The sequence below is a fragment of the Acinetobacter colistiniresistens genome (assembly GCF_000413935.1).
In the GTDB taxonomy this organism is placed as follows: Bacteria; Pseudomonadota; Gammaproteobacteria; order Pseudomonadales; family Moraxellaceae; genus Acinetobacter; species Acinetobacter colistiniresistens.
In genome coordinates, this window is sequence record NZ_KE340381.1 from 239,928 (window position 1) to 261,231 (window position 21,304).

The 21,304-nt window shown below is 39.0% G+C and carries 12 protein-coding genes and 2 pseudogenes; 5 read left to right on the plus strand and 9 right to left on the minus strand.

Annotation, left to right across the window (positions count from 1 at the left end; translation table 11 throughout):
* Positions 1-201 precede the first annotated feature (201 nt).
* Positions 202-1,257 (plus strand): SDR family oxidoreductase, encoded by a 1,056-nt coding sequence (locus F907_RS04305; protein WP_016652899.1) that lies wholly within the window; start codon positions 202-204, stop codon positions 1,255-1,257.
* Positions 1,258-1,318: 61 nt separating this feature from the next.
* Here F907_RS04305 and F907_RS04300 read toward each other — a convergent pair whose 3' ends face one another.
* Together F907_RS04300 and F907_RS04295 are read right to left on the minus strand one after the other, a co-directional pair.
* The gene (locus F907_RS04300) at positions 1,319-1,837 is read right to left on the minus strand and encodes a DUF6155 family protein (RefSeq protein ID WP_016652900.1); all 519 of its coding nucleotides are present in this window, start codon (positions 1,835-1,837) and stop codon (positions 1,319-1,321) included.
* Positions 1,834-2,715: pseudogene (locus tag F907_RS04295) on the minus strand (helix-hairpin-helix domain-containing protein); the annotation flags it as partial. The gene F907_RS04300 and the pseudogene F907_RS04295, both read right to left, overlap by 4 nt.
* Before the next feature lie 108 nt (positions 2,716-2,823).
* Here F907_RS04295 and F907_RS04290 point away from each other — a divergent pair.
* The 4 genes from F907_RS04290 to F907_RS04275 are packed head-to-tail and all read left to right on the plus strand — an operon-like array spanning position 2,824 to position 9,350.
* Entirely contained in the window at positions 2,824-5,442 is a 2,619-nt protein-coding gene (locus tag F907_RS04290; RefSeq protein WP_016652902.1) for a hypothetical protein, read from the plus strand.
* Positions 5,443-5,453: 11 nt separating this feature from the next.
* The gene (locus tag F907_RS04285; RefSeq protein ID WP_016652903.1) at positions 5,454-7,442 is read left to right on the plus strand and encodes a hypothetical protein; all 1,989 of its coding nucleotides are present in this window, start codon (positions 5,454-5,456) and stop codon (positions 7,440-7,442) included.
* Positions 7,443-7,458: 16 nt separating this feature from the next.
* A complete protein-coding gene (locus tag F907_RS04280; RefSeq protein ID WP_016652904.1) occupies positions 7,459-7,995 on the plus strand; it encodes a hypothetical protein in 537 nt (178 codons plus the stop codon).
* Positions 7,995-9,350 (plus strand): site-specific integrase, encoded by a 1,356-nt coding sequence (locus tag F907_RS04275; protein ID WP_016652905.1) that lies wholly within the window; start codon positions 7,995-7,997, stop codon positions 9,348-9,350. The genes F907_RS04280 and F907_RS04275 overlap by 1 nt, the downstream gene beginning before the upstream one ends.
* A 669-nt stretch (positions 9,351-10,019) precedes the next feature.
* Here F907_RS04275 and F907_RS04270 read toward each other — a convergent pair.
* From F907_RS04270 to F907_RS04240, 7 genes and pseudogenes are all read right to left on the minus strand, one after another.
* On the minus strand, positions 10,020-13,136 hold the full coding sequence (locus F907_RS04270) for an HsdR family type I site-specific deoxyribonuclease (protein WP_016652906.1): 3,117 nt from the start codon (positions 13,134-13,136) through the stop codon (positions 10,020-10,022).
* Entirely contained in the window at positions 13,129-14,259 is a 1,131-nt protein-coding gene (locus tag F907_RS04265; RefSeq protein ID WP_016652907.1) for an AAA family ATPase, read from the minus strand. The genes F907_RS04270 and F907_RS04265 overlap by 8 nt, the downstream gene beginning before the upstream one ends.
* Positions 14,259-15,425, minus strand: a complete 1,167-nt coding sequence (locus F907_RS04260) for a restriction endonuclease subunit S (protein ID WP_016652908.1) — start codon at positions 15,423-15,425, stop codon at positions 14,259-14,261. The genes F907_RS04265 and F907_RS04260 overlap by 1 nt, the downstream gene beginning before the upstream one ends.
* Positions 15,422-16,981: a type I restriction-modification system subunit M gene (locus F907_RS04255; protein ID WP_016652909.1), complete on the minus strand. Its 1,560-nt coding sequence runs from the start codon at positions 16,979-16,981 to the stop codon at positions 15,422-15,424. Before F907_RS04255 ends, F907_RS04260 begins: the two co-directional genes overlap by 4 nt.
* 85 nt (positions 16,982-17,066) lie before the next feature.
* Positions 17,067-19,010, minus strand: coding sequence for a BRCT domain-containing protein (locus tag F907_RS04250; RefSeq protein WP_016652910.1), 1,944 nt, complete (start codon positions 19,008-19,010; stop codon positions 17,067-17,069).
* 74 nt (positions 19,011-19,084) lie between these two features.
* Positions 19,085-20,242: pseudogene (gene ligA, locus F907_RS04245) on the minus strand (NAD-dependent DNA ligase LigA); the annotation flags it as partial.
* Between the two features lie 71 nt (positions 20,243-20,313).
* Complete coding sequence (locus F907_RS04240; RefSeq protein WP_016652912.1) at positions 20,314-21,303, minus strand: cell division protein ZipA C-terminal FtsZ-binding domain-containing protein; 990 nt, start codon at positions 21,301-21,303, stop codon at positions 20,314-20,316.
* Between the last annotated feature and the right edge of the window lies 1 nt (position 21,304).

The window sequence follows — 21,304 nt, forward strand, 5'->3', positions numbered from 1 at the left end:
GCATTTGCATATCATTTTAACCTTTTAAAATAGATAATCTTATTGAAAATCATTTGTTTGATTTTTTGTAACGATTCGCAATGCTTCTTATTCCACTGCAATTTTGATCAAAAAAGATTAAAAAATGACTGCTCGGCTGTTGTTTGTTTATACAAAATTCGGTAAATAACATCAATCACAAAAACACAATGCGGAAATAAAATGGATAAAAGTAAGCCAATTCTGGTCACGGGTGCAACGGGTTATATTGCGAGCTGGATTATCGAACGCCTGTTGAATCAGGGTTATAGCGTTCATGCCACGGTTCGAGATCCATCTAAGAAAAATAAAATTCAGCACCTGTATGATCTAGCAGATAAATCATCAGGACAAATCCAGTTTTACCAAGCAGATTTACTCGAACCAAATTCCTTTGATGAAGCTATGCAAGGTTGTGAAGTTGTTATTCATACTGCATCACCTTTTGTAGTCACTAACTATAAAGATGCCGTCAAAGACATTATTGAACCTGCAGTGAAAGGCACAGAAAATGTCTTAGATAGTGTAAATCGTACAGAATCAGTCAAACGTGTGGTTCTCACTTCAAGCATTGCCTCAACCTATGGCGATGCGATTGAGATTCAAAATACCGCGAATAATGAGTTTGATGAAAGCAACTGGAACGATACCAGCAGTGAAACCCATCAACCATACCCCTACTCGAAAGTTGCCGCAGAACGTAAAGCCTGGGAAATGGCAGAGCAACAAAATCGCTGGAGTCTTGTCTGTATCAACCCTGCACTAGTGATGGGACCATCACTCACTGATGCAAGTCAATCCGGCAGTATTGAAGTACTACAACAGTTTGGCAATGGTACCACTCTGTTTGGTGTACCACCAATGTGGAATGGTATTGTTGATGTTCGTGACGTTGCCGATGCACATGTTGCTGCGGCACTCAATCCTAAAGCACAAGGTCGCTATATCATTTGTGGTGGCACATTAAGCCTACTAGAAATGGGCCAGGCATTAACGAAAAAGTTTGGCTACAGATACCCTTTCCCACATTTTACTGTGCCTAAGACAGCATTTTCTTTAGTTGCACCCATATTTGGGCATTCCCGTCAATTTGTAAAACTGAATATGGGTTATCCAATCTACTTTAATTCACAACGTAGTGTGAATGAGCTAGGTATTCAATATCACGATATTCGTGAAAGTGTATGTGAACATTTCCAGCAATTGCTTGATGATGGGATTGTGAAAAAATACATTTAACAATAAAAAGCCTATTCAACCACATCGGTTTGAATAGGCTTTTTTCTTATACTGTCAAGTATTAATCATCAAAATAATCACTATAAATTTCACATAGACCATCATGAAACCCCCAGCCAATACTATCTGTATCGTGACAAATTTTTGCTGCTCTTTGTTGAAATTGACTTTCTACATTGAGCTGCTTCATCCATTTCATTGCCTGAGCAAACATTGACTCCATACTATTATAAAATGGCTCATTGATATCACCATACATGTTGGTAAATTTTACTCCAGTTTCAACATAATAGATTGCAAGATCAACTAGATGTATATTTAATCCATTGAGTTTTTTAAAGTCCATAACCGCTTTTCGTGCGACAGATAACCTTGCATCGCCAAATCCATGTTTGGGCAAAAATTCATCCTGAATTATTTTTTTATATTTAGAGAGTACGTCATTTGCCCCCTCTGCACTTATCTGTGAATCATAAAAATCTCTGACTACTGAAAACTGTTGATATAGTTTAACAATTTCTTGAAGCAATTCTTTTTCAGGTTTTGTGACCAAATGGGCTTTCAATGCTTTAATACTCATTCAACACCTCCGTACTGCGCCAAGAACTCTAAAAACTCTTGTTCATTCATCACCCGAATGTCCAGTTTCTGCGCTTTATCCAACTTGCTTCCTGCTTTCTCACCAGCCACCACACATTTGGTTTTACTGGAAACACTACCACTGACACGTGCACCCAAAGCTTGTAACTTTTGTGTCGCCTCATCACGCCCCATACTTTCCAGTGTACCTGTCACTACCCAGCTTTCACCATTCAATGGTTGACGTGTTGGAGCTGTCGGTGCATCCCAATGAATTCCTGCTGCCAATAAACGATCGAGTACTTCAATGTTATGTGGTGCTTGGAAAAAGTCAGCAATCCATTCTGCTGTAATATCACCGACATCAGGCGTTTTCTTAAGTGCTTCAACATCTGCAGCTTTCAAAGCATCCAAAGTTTGGAAAGTATTGGCTAACATGCGTGCTGTAGTTTCACCTACACCACGAATACCTAAGCCATAAATAAAACGTGCCAAGGTGGTTTTCTTACTTGCTTCGATGGCATCAATCAAGTTCTGAACGGATTTTTCACCCATTTTCTCGATGTTCAATAAAGTATCACGATGTTCATGTAAATGGTAAATATCAGCGACATCTTTAAGTAAATCGAGATGTAATAGTGATTCCACCCAACGATCGCCCAAGCCTTCAATATCCAAAGCTTTACGCGAAACAAAGTGACGAATGGCTTCAATCCGTTGTGCTGCACAGTATAAACCACCCGAACAACGTGCCAACGCTTCCCCCTCTGGCATCACAACAGGTGAATCACAGACTGGACAATTCGTCGGAAGATGAACCATCTCTGCATCGGCAGGTCGGAACTCCGCCCAGACCTTCTCAACTTTTGGAATCACATCAAAGTGTCACCTTACAACCAACTTTTCATCATGCAAATATTATTGTAATAACTGAAATTTTTATATAAAACTAGAATATCTTCACTAGTTGAAACTATCAAAAAGAGAATGGCTGTGATAAATCATGACGAAAGGCTCATTTTTTTATCTACGTTTATTAGTGTCGGTGAGTTGGTCAGAAAATGGATTGATTCTAAGAGCACGAATCAGCAACCCTTGCTTTCCCTTATCTTTATTCGATACATCGAACTGATTCATTCACCTTTCAATAATAATGATATAAACGAGCTAATTCTTAACCTTACTTACATTCGTGCTGACCTTTGCCAACAGAATAAATTTAAATATGCAAATGAAAGGTATAGAAAGATTTGCTTGCTCATAAAGTACATTATTGATGAGAGCTATTTCAAAGGCGGAAATGTCGATAGTCTATCTTTCCTCATGTGTACTCTCACTAAATCTCAATACGAAGCCTGTAAGGCTGAGAAAATTCCATTCGAGGTTTCTCTCAAGTTCAACTATGACCTTTCCAAATCAGATACAGTAGACAACGCTAAAGATGCCCCCCTCTCACCTACTGTTGTGCTAAGACTTGAATACTTATCAGGAATTTTGAATGATGATGTTTATTATTTAATTACTAATTTTATATCTCAGTCGAATAAGCAGCGACAAGCCCAACTATCATTTTTAATGAAAAGATACATAGCAATACTGTATGAACCGCTTAACAATAACGATTCAGGTGAACTAGCTAAAAGCCTACAATATATTCGAATAGACCTTTGCAAAAGACACACTTTTAAAAGCAGTATGGCCTTAATCAATAATCTTATAATGATCATTAAACGATTAATTAATACAGAATTTTTTAACAAGAAAGAATTAAATAAACTAGATAATTATCTTACTTTACCAACTGAATCTCAATTCAAACTAATTAAGTCAGAAATTATACCAGAAGAAATATCAAATCTTTTCGCACATGAATCCAGCGCCGATGAGAACTTTAAGAAAATACTAAACTCCACCTGCACTCCAGAAATTGCGAATAGATTAAAAGAGCACGTTAACAGTTTTAAGCATAAGAAACATCATAGAGGACCCTTAATTCAATTTTTAGAGCAAATTTCATCAACTAATATTGAGTGGTATAAACATCCCAGAATTATTCAAGGTGAGCTTTTAAAATATAGAGGTAACTTGCTTGATGAATATCAAAGAAATACTGCTTATGGTAAATTCCAGAACGTTAAGAACTCACTTGATGTGTTAGTTAAACATAGCCTGTTACCAGAAAACGTTGAAATGCCAGACAATTTGCGTAGGTGTACAAATACGGAAAAGGTGCGAAAAAACAACCCGCTCTTATGCGAAGTGGACATGTATGATGAAAAAAAACGTGATGAATACATAAACACTCCCCAGTTTATCGAGTCTTTAAAGAGCGAACTTTCATATAACTTGTGTATCCTTGTGAAAAACGCCCAAGAGATTGTTTTTCAGGGGTACAAAAAGTTTTGTAATAAAAATATCATCATAGAGCAAAGCCAGTTTGATGAATTCATGAACCACCCTCAATTTCTCGTAAGTAGAACAAAAGGCAGCAATTCTAAGTCAAAGATAAACCCTTTTAATAGCGCACATCCACTACGCTTAAATAATTTAACTGCTTATTACGATCATTACTTTAATGATCTACTGAATGGCAAAACTCAACATAATATTAACGGTCTCGCTATAAGCGAAGATATCCTTGGATATCTAGGCTTAACAAGCAGTATTGCATCTGCGATGCAAACCATCATCACAGAAGAATTAGGGATTAATCCGTACTCGCTTTATAGAGTAAAAATATCATCTGACGGTCACGGCCATGAATTTGTTATAGTGGATGATGAGGGTTCTGTAAGAATTAAAGCTTTAAAGCCACGAGCTAGAAACGCTCGCTCAAGAAAGGCAGAAGGATCTTATAAATCATTAGCCGATATAGATGCATATGAAATAAATGCAGCTACTTGCTTAAGAATGGCATTAGAAATGACAGCAAGAATCAGAGAGACCTTGGGAATACGAGATCTATGGGTTTGCCTAACTTGTCACGGTGTCACTGTTCCATGTCCTGAAACATTCCAAAATAAATTTAATAAGTTCTGCTTGACGCTCTCACCTCAGAACACGACTTTGCAGGAAGCTACATTAAAAAAAGTACGTACATCAAAAGGTGTTTTAATTTATTTAAAATCAAATGGCGACTCCATCAAGACTGCGACATATTTTGGCAATACTGTTAAGACAACTCTTAATCGTTACATCCCGAAATATTTAACTGAGATAATTTACAGGCTCAAAATAAGAAACTTTCAGAAGATATTTCTGTTTATGGCTACCTCATCTGATAAATTACCTTTCGAGTCACTAAATATGAGTGAGGCCGAATTTAAATTACAGCTAAAACAAGTTTTCAACAATCCAGATATGGGAGGTAATTTATACAAAAAACTAACTAACCCTTGTATAGATAATGAGGAAGATACCCCACTATATTTTTGTGTATCTGATCAAAACCTTCAACTAGCTATAAAATATGCGAAAGATGGTAAAGATGAGAAGTTAAAGAAAAACTGTAAAGATGTACTTGATAAGATTGGGCAAGAGTCCTCAGTAATGATGAAGAATATGCTTAGGAAAGCACAGTTAAATGTCGAGAAAAATAGTTATTAGGTGTGTAAATAATGAAAAGTAGTTTAAGCCCTATCAAGGAATGCATAGACCCTAATGACTTGCCAGAGACCATTGTTAATTCCTCTTACCCTAAACCTCGATGGATGTTGAACGAGTCTATAAATGATAAAACTTGGTACTTATCCAAAGTTGGTATTAATTTATCCTTCTACAAGGAAAACATTAATAAAGCACAAAAGTTTGAATTCAAACAAAGGATTGCAGATAATGAGTATCTGACTGACAAAATTAATGAAGCATTATTAATAGATATCCGTAACAGTCTTCTTTATCTTGATTCAACAGGTAAAATTACAAGACCAACTAGGATTTCGGATATCGCTATATCTGTAATTCACCTCATCTACCATGCAAATGAATTTCGTATTGCCAAAAGCGAACCTTTAGTTAGAAGCCTAGAGCAAATCAAATTCAAAGAGTTGAAACATTACTTGTTATCTTTTAATGTAGAGAGGGCTTTGTTTGAGAAAGCAGTTAATTTTATATTAATAAAATGGAACTCAAGGAGCGATATAAACTGGTCTTTAATAAAAACTGAGTTTGCTCTTACAACTAGGGAATTTAAAAGTCTTAAATACAAAATAATTAAATACTTAGAATCAAAAGATGATAGCTTTACTTCTAAATTGATGTATAAGCGAGAATACAATAATGCATGTACACGAGAGTTTGACATAGACTTTGATCTGTTTCCAAGTCAAAGTACAATCTCTAATGAAATATCTAAACTGGAAGCCTTTTTTACTGCAAGAACTGCCCAAAAATATAAGTTTAAGTATTCGCCAATGAAACTGTTTTCTTCGGGAAGGACTATTTTTGATGAAATGATCGATAGAGTAAAAACTCCATTGATGCCAATTTCATTATCCCTTCATACAACCTCCTCAGCATTACATTTTGCACGCGTTTATGGGGAGCCACTTCGTCAGTACCTTTCGGATTTATCTAAAGGCGAAGTTAACAGGATAAAAGAACTTGGTATAGCTTTATCAACCAGCAGGAAATATAGCCTAGAGATAAAGAATTATGTATATAAAACAACTAAGATCCCAGACGCTCTCAAACCTTTAATTATTACGTCATGGGAAAAAGGAGATGACAATAAATTTGACTATAGCGAATTAAGAAATGGCATGTCTGTTAATATGGCTATCAGACTTTACACAGCTGCAATATGGATTTTGATCGCCAGCTTCTCTGCTGGTAGAGCAACATCATTGCGGACTTTAAACCGTAATTGTTTTGTACAATCCCCAGTTGATGGCTTGTTTGACATAGTCATGAAAATTCCTAAAAGCTCAGAAAGGTTAGAGTTAGAAAAAGTACATAGACCTATCCCTGATTTAATATACGATTACGGTCTAGAGTTCGCTTTAATGGTATGTGAACTTGAAGAAAGACGAGGTTTTATAGGAGATGAGAATGAACTATTTTTATTTGGTTGTGCATTGTCATATAGATCAATAAGTGCGGCTCGTGAAGATGGCGGGGAAAACTCTAAACACCCTTTAAGCGATGACTATATTAATGCTTCCATTAATATGTTTATGGACTGGATTGAATCTCCCCTGATCGGTGGAAAAAGATGGTATCCATCAACACACCAATTTAGAAGACTATTTGCTGTAGTGTATTTTAACTTCTCAGATCAAGTTGGATTAGATGAGCTATCTTGGTTCATGGGCCACTCTAACCTCGATCAAACATTCTATTATGCAGAAGTGTCACCTGATGATGAATGGATCGACGAAGCTGAGGCTACTATTGCACGGATAGGGGCATCATTAAACAAGCATATTAATGGTGATGAAGCAGTGAGAAGCATAATTAACAAAGCCAGACAGTCAACAAATATTTCAACTGTGCTAGAGACACTGGTTCGTAGATTGATTGACGAACATAAAGAAAAAACAGGTCAACAAGTCCGTTTCTGTAAGATCGATGGAAACGAAGTTTTCTTTTACTTTATTAAGCCATAAAAGTAGGAATTTAGTTATGTCAAAGTTTAAGAAGGGGGAAACTTCAAAATCAGTTATCGATAAAAAGATTGAAATATCCTCATCTATAAAGCGAAAAACTGAACTCATAAATAAGATAGAATGCTTCGAAGATATACCTAGCAGCTTGGAAATAAAAAATAACACCATTTCACAAACTTCAGTTCATAAGTGGAATGATAGTGAACATAATATTATATCTTATTCTTACAATACAGCTCATGCTGCGCATAACTTAAAATATTTAAACGATCTAATTGATTCAATTAAAAATGCCAATCATAGGCTTTCTAAACTCTCAGAATCAGAAAGGAAGGATAAAGGTAATTCCACCACTAGAATATCACAAAAGGAAGTGAACAAACTAAAAATTGAAAACGAGGAATTACGTGTTGCATTAGCGGAAGTGTATAGAGCTTATATGAGTCTTTTAGATCAATGTCGAGAAGATAAGGAAATCGATGCAGCATATAGAAAGCTTATTCTATCTCAGGCTCAAATCCTAGGTAGAAATCGACTATGGCTGGTTAAATAATGTCTTCTGTAGTCGTTGCAAAAGATCCTAACCTTAAATTTCTCAATACTAGTAGGCGAATAGACCAAAACAATGATTGCCCACTTCCCATGATTTTAAAGAAAGGTGGTAAGTTTGATTGGAATGCTAATTCATTTATTACTCATTATGGCGGTGGTTCACAAACATATAATATTCGCCCATTAGCAAAAACCGTTCAAAAAAAAGCATATAGTTTAAATTTGTTCTGTGATTTCCTTGAAGATAATTCTATAAATCTGAGCGAGATTAATGATAGCACTCTTTATCAATATATTAAGGAGTCAAAAGATAGGAATATTAAAGACGGTACTATTATTCAACATGGAAGGACTGCAATTGAGTATATAGATTATCTCAGTAAAATGTATCCAGAATGGAAACTAGGCACTACAGGGAAAGATCCAGATAAAATATTCAGCGTGCATTATGAAAAACTTAAATTCAAGAAAGGAAGTATAACAGGTGAATATTTTTATCATGAATCACTTGTTGGACTAATTAACATTGCCTCTGAAGTTGAATACGTGCATGATCACGAGTTAGTTATGTGGCTAGATGCCATCAACTGCACAACCAACCATCCAAGAATAAATACATTCCTCATAAGCAGGTGGGAAGCCTTAACCACATTACTAGATGTTACAGGCTCTAGAATAAGTGAAGCTCACGAGATAACCCGAACTATGATAAAAGAGGCAGCGGATTCATTACTCATCAGTGACAAGCAGCCAATAATCCGAAATATTCCCATAAGGAAAGGAAAATACAAAGGTAAAACTCGATCAGTGAGGACTACCCATGAGGATATTCAAGTTATTCTTTTATACGTGCATGTAATTGAAGATATGTTTCCTGATATGGAGCATGATGCTCTTTTTGTCGATTCAGTCACAGGAAAACCATTGAAATCTACTTATTTAAAAAATTATGCAAAAAAGGTTATTAACGGTAGTAAGTATTGTGAGGCTCTGAGGCACCTAACCAATCATTCTTTTCGCCATAGATTTATTACCCTTAATATAGCTAAAGCAATTAAGAAAATATCAGCACAAGGTAGCTTTTCAAGTATTCTGAGTGTTGCTTCAAATGCATGCCGTAAAGTTACCATGCACGCAAACAATGAATCTTTATCACATTATGTGCATCTAGCCACTGAATATAATGAAAAAAACGATCAAGCAGATATAGATATGAGCAATGTTTCTCCTCAAATTAGAATTCGTGTAAAGAAAATGATCTCAATTGCAAATTTGTTCCGCTTAAAGGAAATAAACGAAGCTGAAGCTTTAGATTCTCTTCTTTCAACGATAGATGGATTTAAGAAGTTCACATAAAACCAATCAGCCTTTGTTCTTCAGCTCAGATATGCGAGCGGGAAACGTCCAAAGCTTCTGAAGCCTCTTTTTGTGACCATCATTTTTGATCGATTACGTTTGAGATTATGATTGATAAGTCCATTTTCAACGCTATTTTTGTTGCTACTCTTTCTTCATGTATAGAACGTCAACTATCTTAACCGGTCCGTTCAAGTTAATTGTCGCTCTATACATCATGAGTAGCATGAAACGGACTGTCGTAGAACTTCAGCGTCATATAAACTCTCCAACTAAAATATAATTTTTTCAATAAGTTACTTACCTATAATTTGTTTTTGATGGCAATGCTATCAGCAGATATTTACAATCAATGCCGAATCTAAATGTCACCTTGTTTGCATCTTTTTGATACGCAAGCTTACAGATAGAATTTTCAAAAGCTTTATCATCAATCTAACCTGTAGCTAAGTCAATTTCCACATGCTGAGCCCGTATCAGGCACCATTCATGATTTGAGTTTTTCACAAACGTATCCTGATTGTTTTGGAGAAACGAGTTCACTTGAGACTTTTCCAGTCTCAGCTCCTTGGCAATTTGACGTCCTTTCAATCCCAGTGAGTGGTTTAACAAATCTGAAATAGCTCTTAGCAAACCGCATCCTCCATTGATCTATTCCCTCAAGAGATTCTATATCTGCCCACCCACACCTTTGAATTTTTCAACAAAAGCGGCGATTTTCTGAAAAACCGTTTGCTTCTGGGTTCGGTACTGCGGATTCAAGGGGCTGAGTTTGGGCAGCGCTTCATTAAGAGCAGTGCCATTTTCAGAGGCGTACTCACGCTTGAGTGATGACGCAATATAGCGTTTGGCAGCATCGATATTGAGCTTTTCAGAGGCAATAATGGCATCGGCTTCGCGCTTCTGCTCCACCTGGGCGAATTTGAAGAAAGCGCCGATAATGCTGGCTTTGTCATTGATCTCATCTAGGTTTGTCTGGTTAATAAAATCAACCACTAAGCTCTCTTTCGCTCTATTACCAAGGCTACCGCGGATCATACGACGAACTTCTTCAATCAAGCCTTCTTTGCTCTTGTTCTTTTTATTGTGATCAAAAATCAGTTCAAGAATGTAATCAAGGTTGATTTCTTGCGATTTAAGCAAATCAATTTCAAAGACCACATCGTCCCAGTCTACCGTTGACTTATCTTTGTCCTGACCTTCTTTATCGCGTCGCAACCAGTCACGGATATCATTGTAAGTAGAGCGATAATCTTGGATAGCACGTTCGCTCGGCATATCGATAGTTTGCATTGCCTCGATGTCAGCATCGTCCAGATAGTACTTTGACTTGAACTCTTCAACAGCTTGTCCATCACTGGTATCTAAGCTTTGCAGCGCTTTTAATCCAGCAAACTCATCGTAGTTTTGTAAAATATTTTCTGCCTTTAGGTATTCACCAAACAGTTTGGCAAACTCTTTTTTATCTTGTTCTTTTTCAATATTTTCTGGGTTTGGAAAGCGTTCTTGCAGCTCTTTTACGATATCAACAAAACCTCGACGCATCTGGCCAGTAGCAATATCGTTAAAACCTTCCATGTATTCTTTGTAGCTCTTCTCCAACACCACGTTTTTGGTGTTTTTGTCACCAAACAAGGTGATAGCATCAATGGTTGCCTGCTCTAAGTCCCGGAAGGTAACAATATTGCCAAAGGTCTTCGTTGCATCATAAATGCGGTTAGTTCGAGAAAAAGCCTGCATCAAACCGTGATAACGCAAATTTTTATCGACAAACAAGGTATTAAGCGTAGGCGCATCAAAGCCCGTTAAAAACATACCGACCACGATAAGCAGATCAACCTCTTGATTCTTCACTCGCTGGGCAAGGTCTCGGTAGTAGTTCTGAAAGCCATTACTGTCCACGCCATAGTTAGATTTAAACATGGCGTTGTAATCGTTAATCGCGGCGCTCAAAAACTCTTTCGCGCTGCTGTTCATAGCATTGACTTCAAAACTCTCATCTAAAATATCACCAATGGCGTCCTGCTCTTCATTGGCTGCAAATGAGAAGATAGTCGCAATGCGCAGAGGTTTACTTGTGGGTCCATTCTCAGCCTCGGCCTGCAATGTTTTGAAGGTTTCATAGTACGCTTTCGCCGCATCAACACTACTTACCGCAAACATGGCGTTAAACCCTTTGGCACCAGAATAGGCTCGATGCGTTTTCTGGTTAAAATGGCTCATAATATACTGCGAGATTTCACGAATGCGCATCGGGTGTAAGAATGCTTTCTTGTTCTCTGCGGCACTGAGCTTCTTATCATCCTGCTCAGTCTCAATGCTCTTAAATTGCGGGCGCACATCGTTATAGTCCACTTTGAACTTAAGTACTTTCTCATCACGAATCGCATCAGTGATCACATAAGTGTGCAACTGCTGGCCAAACACGCTGCCCGTGGTTTCAGCTCCCAAAGCGTTTTCGGGGAAAATTGGCGTACCGGTAAAGCCAAACTGGTAGTACTTTTTGAATTTCTTCTTCAGGTTTTTCTGCGCTTCACCGAACTGGCTTCGATGACACTCATCAAAAATAAAGACAACTTGCTTGTTGTAGATAGCTAAATCGCTTTCGCTTTTGATTAAGTTGTTGAGCTTTTGGATAGTGGTAACGACAATCTTGTTATCGTCTTTATCTAGGTTACTCTTAAGCCCTGCGGTACTGTCTGAACCGTTCACACTATCAGGTGAGAACCGCTGATACTCTTTCATCGTCTGATAGTCGAGGTCTTTTCTGTCCACCACAAAGAAGACTTTATCGATACAGTCTAAATCGGTGGCCAAACGTGCCGCTTTAAAGCTGGTGAGTGTTTTGCCTGAACCCGTGGTGTGCCAAATGTATCCGCCGCTCTCGGTGTTGCTCCAATTCTTAGCGTTAAACGCGCTCTTAATCTTCCATAAAATGCGCTCTGTAGCGGCAATCTGGTAGGGGCGCATTACCAGCAAAGTATTGCTGACGTCAAACACCGAGTAACGCAAGATCACTTCAAGTAGCGTCTCTTTCTGAAAAAAAGTGGCGGTAAAGTCTTTTAAATCCTTGATCAGCGTATTGTCTGACTTCGCCCAGTTCATCGTGAAGTCGAAGCTGTTTTTGTCTCGCTTAGTGGTATTGGCAAAGTAGCGCGTGTCGGTGCCATTAGAGATCACAAACAGCTGCAAGAACTTGTACAACGAGTTCTCTGCATTAAAACTTTCTTTGCTGTAGCGATGTATTTGGTTAAACGCCTCACGGATAGCCACACCACGCTTTTTCAGTTCAATTTGTACTAAAGGCAAACCATTGACCAAAATCGTCACATCATAACGGTTGGCATGGCTTCCCGTTTGTTCAAACTGCTTAATGACCTGCACTTTGTTACGAGCAATGGTCTTCTTGTCGAATAGGTAGATATTTTCTATATGGCCATCATCGAAGACAAAATCGAAGATATAGTCACTGTGCACCTTGCGGGTTTTGTCGAGAATATTGTCGCTGGGTGTGCTCAGGTATTGCTCGCAAAAGCGAGCCCACTCACCATCAGTAAACTGGACCTTATTGAGAGCTTGAAGCTGCTTGCGCACATTAGCCATCATGGCATCGGGTGTCGTCAGAGCAGGTAAATATTCATAGCCCTGGTTACTTAGGTCCTGAATCAGCTCACGTTCTAAATCACCTTCGCTCTGGTAACTTTCACTTATCTGCGTTTGCTTTGTGTATTTGTCTAAGACAATAAAATTATTTGATTCTGCAATCGGCTTTGTTGTGCTAGTCATTCTGTGCTCCTTGCAGTTTAAAACCATAGTTATTTAATAGATGTTCAAGTAGAAACTTAACAATCTGCTTCTCAGGTTCGGTAGGTTCTGCAACTTCTTCGTTTGATAATGAACGATGACTATAAAAGTGCATCACTCGTTTGGCGTATAGCTCGCGGCTCTCTGGTAATAGCGCTGTCCAGTCTGCGTACCCCAAAAATGCTGCGACTTTCTCATAAAGGTTGCGCAGTAAATTGAAGTGAAAACGCTGTATTTCATTGTTCGTGATAGCTTGTTCAATCAATTGCTTGATATACAAGTGATAAGAAAAACTGGTATTCGCGCCACCTTTTTTTTCTTTTAAATCAAAGGTTCCGTCTTCAAAACGTTGCAACAAGTAACAGATTTTCGCATTAAGCTCATTGTGCAACACATTGTAAAATAACGGATTATGTGTCGATATGATAAATTTAAGCTTCTCAGATTTGCTTAACTTGATTAGTTCCGCCAAATTAACTGCAAGTTCAATTAAATGGTTTTCATCTAATGAGCTGACGGGGTCATCAATGAACACATATTCTAGCTGATTGAAGCTCTCATCATCCTCTTCATCAGGATTATTCATGACTCTAACAACTTGCTCTAGAAGCCCATGAAAAATACTCCAGACAAAATTACTTTCTTCGCCCTTAGATATTTTTACATGCTGTGCTCTTTCCGCATTTCCTCGCTCAAATGAAAACGTTACTTGAGTAAAGTCTTCATTAAAATGAGGCGTCAACTTCTCGTTGCTATAACGCTGAAACAACCTGGTGATATTAGGCTCTTGACCTTGTACTTTTAATATCCAATCGGTAAACGTATTGGGTTGGATTTTTAGCTTCGGCTGGGCATCTGCATCTAAATCGTTATCCCAGTAAAACAAGTCTTCCGTAAACGCGTTGTAATACAAAATCTTGTGGCGCGACAGTGGTGCTTGCTCTGCATCAATAAGCGCATCTTGTCCATCTTCCTTTGGCGCGATGATCTCTTTAAATTCACGCGACAAACGTGTTTTACCTGTACCATTAAAGGCATAGATTAACTGCACTTTTTTGTCGGATGCTTGCAACAACTCTGCTATTTCCGTTAGCGTTTTACTCATTAAGCTGCCTCATCTGATTTCGGAAAGCTTAATAACAGCTCACGATAATACTCGTATTGCTTTTGGCGTAACTCGATTTCGCGGGGGAGACCTTCTTGCAGCGAAGTGGTTAACGTGTCGAATTTGTTCAAAATTTTGGCTATCTTCTTTTGCACAGAAATAGGAGGAACGTTAATAGCCAAATTAGCTAAATTTCCTACGGCAAGACCGGGTTGCGCAGATTGTGACTTGTATTGGTTTAAATTCATAAAAGTAAGCATATGAAAAACCCAATCGATATCTATCTCTTCCTTCGGCGTACAAACAACTGCGTGTTCCGTAGCATAAAATTTTCCTGTAGCCCGCTTTACATTTCCACATAAAGCGCCTTGCCTACCAATTAGCGCATAATCGCCATCATGGCTGTGTGCTTGAACAAAACCGCGTGAGCCATTTCCACCGAAGCAAATGTATTTATGCTCTGTGTTTTTAATTGCAGAGATGTCTTTTGCTTTAATATGCCTACCAGCTCGCATATCAAGAACTTCACCTAAAGTAGCTGTTTTACTAGAAGGAAGTTCTGAGGCAAGTAACTTTTCGCGGTAGTAGTTGTATTGTTTTTTGCGTAGGTTAAGCTCGGCGGTCAGCTCGGCGGTCATGGCGGTAAATGCATCCAGAATGCGTACAATTTCAGCTTGTACTGCCAGCGATTTTTCTGGGTTATCTGGGCATGGGATGGGAACTAACCGGCTTTCTATAGCTCCTTTGCTCACGTGCATCATTGTAGAACCAGTTGCATGCTCACCTTGGAGTGCTTTTGTATCCCATTCAAGCAAATAGAAAAGGAATTTCTTCAAAACCTGGTTAACATTAGGGATAACCTTCCAAATATGGTAGTGATAGATGACCTTTCCACCTTCCCAAATTCGCGGTCCAAATGAAGCCGACCATGCATATAAGAGATCGCCATTATCGCAATATTTATCTTCATCTAGCTCTAAGTCTGAGTAATACCAATTTTCATTAGTAAAGAAGTTCCCTACCCTCAAGACAGGATACTTACCTTGCTCTAATAATTCCGGCTTTTTATATGCTCTGCCATTGATAAATCGCGCTACTTCTCCCAATGGCTTCCACTCAACCTCTACACCATCCAATAGCTTTTCTATATAGCTTATATTGCTCATGCTTCAAGCTCCTCACCTTCAATTTCTGCCACAATGGCATCAATATCACTGCGAAGCGCATCAATTTTAGCAACGGTGGTTTTAAGTTCGGCATTTAGCTCTGCAATATCTACCACCTCACGGTTGTCTTTTGCGTCTACATAACTGCTCACTGAAAGGTTGTAGCTGTTGCCTGCGATAACATCCAAATCAACGGATTTGGCAAAGTGATCCACGTTCTCTTTGCTGGCAAACACCTTCATGATGTTTTCGATGTGCTGCTCAGTCAGCACGTTGTTGTTGGTTTCTTTTTTAAACAAACCGCTGGCATCAATAAACTGGGTGGTGGTGTCAGTTTTGTGTTTCGACAGCACCAAAATATTCACCGCAATGGTGGTGCCAAAGAACAGGTTAGGTGCGAGTGAAATCACGGTTTCAACATAGTTGTTATCAACCAAGTACTGACGAATTTTTTGCTCAGCACCACCACGGTAAAAAATACCTGGGAAGCAAACAATGGCTGCGCGACCTTTGCTTGATAGGTAACTTAGCGCATGCAGCACAAAGGCAAAGTCCGCTTTTGATTTGGGTGCAAGCACACCTGCGGGCGCAAAACGGTCGTCGTTGATTAGGGTTGGGTCGTCGCTACCAATCCATTTCACTGAATAAGGCGGGTTAGACACAATGGCATCAAAGGGTTTGTCATCCAAAAAGTGCGGTTCGGTTAAGGTATCACCCAACTGAATATTAAACTTGTCGTAGTTAATGTTATGCAAAAACATGTTCATACGCGCCAAGTTGTAGGTAGTGTGGTTGAGCTCTTGGCCAAAAAAGCCATCTTCAATGATATGCGCATCGAAGTGCTTTTTAGCTTGTAACAGCAACGAGCCCGAACCCGCCGCAGGGTCATAGATTTTATTGACACTGGTTTGGCCGTGCATGGCCAACTGCGCGATCAATTTTGAAACGTGCTGAGGGGTGAAAAATTCACCACCTGATTTACCCGCATTGGCGGCATAGTTTGAAATCAGGAACTCGTAGGCATCACCGAATAAATCAATTTGGTTGTCTTCAAAATTACCGAAGGTTAAACCTGCCACGCCTTTTAACACGGCTGCCAAGCGTTTGTTTTTTGCCTCTACCGTATTACCCAGACGATTACTGGTCGTATCAAAATCCGCAAACAAGCCTTTGATGTCTTTTTCTGAATCGTAGCCATTGGCTGAGTTTTCGATTGCAGCAAAAATAGCGGCCAAATCCGTATTTAAATTTTCGTTTTTGTGTGCATTAGCCGCCACATTGCTAAACAACTGGCTAGGGTAAAGAAAATAGCCCTTGGTTTTAATGGCATCTTCTTTAGCAAACTTGATGTTTTCATCATCGTCAGACATGGCCGCATAATTAACGCTCTCATCACCGCCAGTGATGTAGTTGACAAAGTTTTCACTGATAAAACGGTAGAACAGCGTACCCAGTACATATTGTTTAAAATCCCAGCCATCCACTGAGCCTCGAACATCGTTGGCAATCGCCCATATTTGGCGTTGAAGTTCGGCACGTTGTTGTAAACTTGTCATTTGTTAATTCCTGCTTTTAATTCGTTTATTGGTTGTCCACCAGCGTATGCCTATTCGCGACTGGCTTTTAGCAATGAGCCGCTTTCTAAAGTTCCCCAATTAATTTAAGGTATTCCTGTTCAGTCAATACTTTAACGCCTTTATCACGAGCTGCAATAATCTTAGTTTCACCGACCTTGTCGCCAGTTACTAGATAGGTAGTTTTACCAGTAACCGATTTAGCCACGTTAGCCCCAAGTGCTTTCGCATGCTTTTCCATATCGCTACGGGAACCTTGTTGCATCGAACCAGTAAATACAATAAGTGATCCAGCTATAGGAGAATCTGAACGCTCTCTATCAGACTCCTTGGACGTAATACTTAAATTGAAACCTAGGTTATATACTTTAAAAAACTCTTCTTTCACATTTGCTAGACCTTCAACAATAGCTTCTGCACTTAATTGTGCAAACCCATCTATTTTAACCAAGTCCTCGACCGATATTTCAAAAACTTCAGCAATGGCATGATGCTGAAGTAATCTTTCACAGTTTCCGCCAGCTAATCGGGTAACTCCAAATGCAGCAAGAAACCTCCAATCCTCTATTTCAATCTGTCTACTTGCTTGGAGTTGATCAATAAGATTCTGTGACGTTTTATCTCCAAATCCAAACTCTACAAATTGATGCTTAGGAATCTGATAGATTTCGTGGATATGCTTAATACCTTGATTGGTTATTTTTTCAATCACCTTTGGCCCAAAGCCATCTACATTACCCAATGTTTTAAAAAAATGAATCAGTGTATTTTCGGTTTGGGCTGGACAGTCTGACTTATTCGGGCATATCAAATGATCGCCTTCCCAAATAAGATGAGCACCACAACTAGGACAATTTTCAGGTAATTCTGGCTCTGCTGGTTTAATAACTTGTTCAATTTTTGGAATAACTAAGCCACTTCTGACTAGCTTAATGATTGCGCCAGGACCAACTCCATTTGTCTTCACCATATGATAGTGGTGAACAGTTACTCTGCTTAAAGTAGCCCCACTAAGTTTTGTCGGAACCAATTCAGCTACTGGTGAAACTCGACCAGTCCTTGAGGTCTGAGGAACAACTTTTAATACTTCAACTTCAGCCGATTCATCGTTCACTTTAAAAGCAATTTGCCACCTATGAAACTTTCTCGTAGAGCCCATATGCTCTTTGATCGGTGCATTTGTAGTTTCTAAGACTAATCCATCAATATCAAAATCAACTGAGTTCCACATACTTTCAAGAATACTCTCAAAGTTTGACAATAACTCTTCAATACTTCCCGTCCAGTTATCTAATAGTGAAAAAGGGTAGAAGACACAGACACCTTTATCAATTGCCTTTTGGACATCTTCATCAACTTTCTTTTCAGCGATAATTGCTGCTTGGATATTGCGTGAGTTTTCAAACTTTTCTATCAACACCCTATTAAAGTAACTTTTCTTGATTACGATTTCGCCAGGGCCTAAACCTCTTCCTGCATTTTTTGCTACTTTAAGTCCTCGTTCAAATGCACGAGTAATATCTTGACCTCTTGTCCCATCACCTCGGGTGTAGAGAGTTGTACCATCATCATAAGCAGCATAACCATCAAGTTTTGGTGTAACCTTAATCTCAATCAAATTTTGATCAAATTCAATTTCTGAAGCGGCTTTAGTAATCCTTTCCGTCCATTTTTTAATTTCTTCCAAAGAATATGCTTTATCGGTAGAAAGCATTTTCTTTGGAAGTGGAACAGTCTTACTATCGATTAAAACTTCAGGCTCTACACTTAATAAGAATGGGTTCTCTGGATCAAGAGTTTTGAAGTAGTTAAGATATTCATCATACTGCTTATCTTCAATAATCGGATAACCGGATCTGTAAAGAGCATTAGCAACTTTAAGCAATATTTCCAACTCTTCCCAACTGTGATTATTTGAAAAAAAGAGTTTCTCTACATCGTCTATACTTAAATTAAGCTCGAGCTTTTCAATAATGGCGATTTGGTTGTCGTTAAATTTATAGTTAGACATTACTGCTACCCTTATACTGCCATTTGAAAATCTAATTGAGTTCTACTTGAAATACTTGAGTTCATGGTGACACCTACATCGCCAGTACGATAGACGCTGACAGTATCGCCTACACGCACATCTAAACGATGGATTTCACCAATATTGTGTAAAGTCACATTGGATACGGTAACGCCTCCCACAAATACAGGGGCTAAACGCGCAACTGGGGTAAGTGTTCCAGTACGCCCCACTTGCCAGTCAATATTTTCGACTTTAGTGAGCGCAGCCTGTGCTGGGAATTTATAAGCTGTTGCCCAACGCGGTTCACGACTTAAAAAGCCCAATTGTTGTTGCTGTTTAAGGCTGTCCACCTTAATCACCATACCATCAATTTCAACTTTAAGATCTGGACGTTCTTGTTGGATTTGTTCATAGCGTTGCTGTACCTCATCAATCGAGGCACAGAGAAATTGACGTTCTGCGATTTCAAAACCAAATTTGGTCAACCAATGCAGGCTATCATGCATGGTCTCTAGTCCATGATTCGGTACACACTGCGCAATCCCATAAGCATAGAACGCTAATGGACGTGAGGCTGCGATATTTGGATCAAGCTGCCTTAGACTTCCTGCTGCGGCATTCCGTGGATTCGCAAAAGTCTTCTCGCCTTTCGCTTCTTGATCGGCATTGAGTTTTTCAAAGCCTTGCTTTGGCATCAGCACTTCACCACGCACCTCAAGAAACTCTGGAATCGCTTGATGCTGACTGGATAATACTTTAGGTAGATTCCGAATGGTTTTAACATTTTGAGTAATGTCTTCACCTGTCTCACCATCGCCACGAGTGACCCCACGAACCAATACACCATTTTCATACCACAGTGAAATCGCTAAGCCATCGAGTTTAAGTTCAACTTCATATTGAACTTTTTGATTCGGTAGACGCTCATCAATACGGCGTGCAAAGGCAAACAGGTCTTCCTGATTAAAAACATTACCTAAAGACAGCATCGGCACTGCATGAGTCACGCTTTCAAATTTTGACAACGCTTGACCACCGACTTTATTGGTCGGGGTATCTGCCTGAATACATTCTGGATATTGTTGTTCTAAGGCTTTCAGTTGATGAAATAAATGGTCATATTCACTATCAGAAATGGAAGGTTGATCCATCACATAGTAAGCATGATTATGTTTTGCAATCAGTTGAATTAACTGACGCATTTGCTCAATAACTGAGTTGTGTTCCATTTAAATTTCACCATATAAAAGGGCGGAAAAACCGCCCTATAATTTTTACTAAATTTATTATAAAAGATTCATTAGACGGTTGCTTGATTTGGACGATAATCAATCACATGATGACGCCAATGTTCTTTCAACTGCGGCGTGAATTCAAGATTGTTTTCATCGTAAACTTTACCATCAATCTCACGCGCAATTAAGCCTGCGATACTGGTCATCATGTCATAGCCTGTCACCGCCTTGCTATTTGGCAATGCAAGGAAAAATGCCAAACCCTGCACCTGTTCCGCAGACAATGTTTCCAAATCAAAACCAGCAGGTCCATTATCTGTGACACGTAATACAGAGAACATTAATGGGCTTGGCTCATCGGTATTTTCATAACGATGGAAGCAAGACATCTCTCCAAAACGCAGGCCATATTTCAGCAATACTTTGAGTGCTTTATCACCAGACAAAGCACGGCGTGGGTTTGGATAAACATTAAGGGCAATGATCTGTTCAGCAGTCGCCAATGCACTTTCATCATCACAGCGTTGCTGCTCATGCAGATGCACATCCAGAATATTGCTTTCACCGTCAAATTCCTCAATTTCAACAGTTGCAATATTTGGGTTTAAGCTAAGCTCTGTTTCAGCTTTCTCATCCTCAGCTTTTTCTGGCGTTGCTAAAAGCGCTTCAACTTCGTCTTGAGACTGCGATTCTAGAACTGTCTCTTGTTTATTTGCACTCGGAGTGAACTCAACGACTGGCTCAGGTTCAATCACAACATCAGTTTCACTCGCTTTTACAATGTTTTCTGCAGCAGTTGTTTCAACTGGCGCTTTTGCTTCAATCGGTGCCGTGTTAAAACTTGGTTCAACGCGTTCAACTGTAGCGGCGACATTGCTTTGTAGAAGTTGATCTCGCACATGACGAGGAATCACAGGTTGCTGACTTTCAGGGTTAACATGAAGATCTGCTTCTAATGAAGGCTCAACTGGTTTTGGTTTTCTTAAAATCATGATCAAACCAACGAGCATAATCACAACGGCGATAACAATGCCTATTATTGTATTCATTTCCATA

Coding starts and splice junctions, on each gene's coding strand:
- F907_RS04250 (WP_016652910.1), bottom strand. CDS start 19,010: ATGTCTAACTATAAATTTAACGACAACCAAATCGCCATTATTGAAAAG.
- F907_RS04260 (WP_016652908.1), bottom strand. CDS start 15,425: ATGAGCAATATAAGCTATATAGAAAAGCTATTGGATGGTGTAGAGGTT.
- F907_RS04265 (WP_016652907.1), bottom strand. CDS start 14,259: ATGAGTAAAACGCTAACGGAAATAGCAGAGTTGTTGCAAGCATCCGAC.
- F907_RS04240 (WP_016652912.1), bottom strand. CDS start 21,303: ATGGAAATGAATACAATAATAGGCATTGTTATCGCCGTTGTGATTATG.
- F907_RS04300 (WP_016652900.1), bottom strand. CDS start 1,837: ATGAGTATTAAAGCATTGAAAGCCCATTTGGTCACAAAACCTGAAAAA.
- F907_RS04280 (WP_016652904.1), top strand. CDS start 7,459: ATGTCAAAGTTTAAGAAGGGGGAAACTTCAAAATCAGTTATCGATAAA.
- F907_RS04285 (WP_016652903.1), top strand. CDS start 5,454: ATGAAAAGTAGTTTAAGCCCTATCAAGGAATGCATAGACCCTAATGAC.
- F907_RS04305 (WP_016652899.1), top strand. CDS start 202: ATGGATAAAAGTAAGCCAATTCTGGTCACGGGTGCAACGGGTTATATT.
- F907_RS04255 (WP_016652909.1), bottom strand. CDS start 16,981: ATGACAAGTTTACAACAACGTGCCGAACTTCAACGCCAAATATGGGCG.
- F907_RS04270 (WP_016652906.1), bottom strand. CDS start 13,136: ATGACTAGCACAACAAAGCCGATTGCAGAATCAAATAATTTTATTGTC.
- F907_RS04290 (WP_016652902.1), top strand. CDS start 2,824: ATGGCTGTGATAAATCATGACGAAAGGCTCATTTTTTTATCTACGTTT.
- F907_RS04275 (WP_016652905.1), top strand. CDS start 7,995: ATGTCTTCTGTAGTCGTTGCAAAAGATCCTAACCTTAAATTTCTCAAT.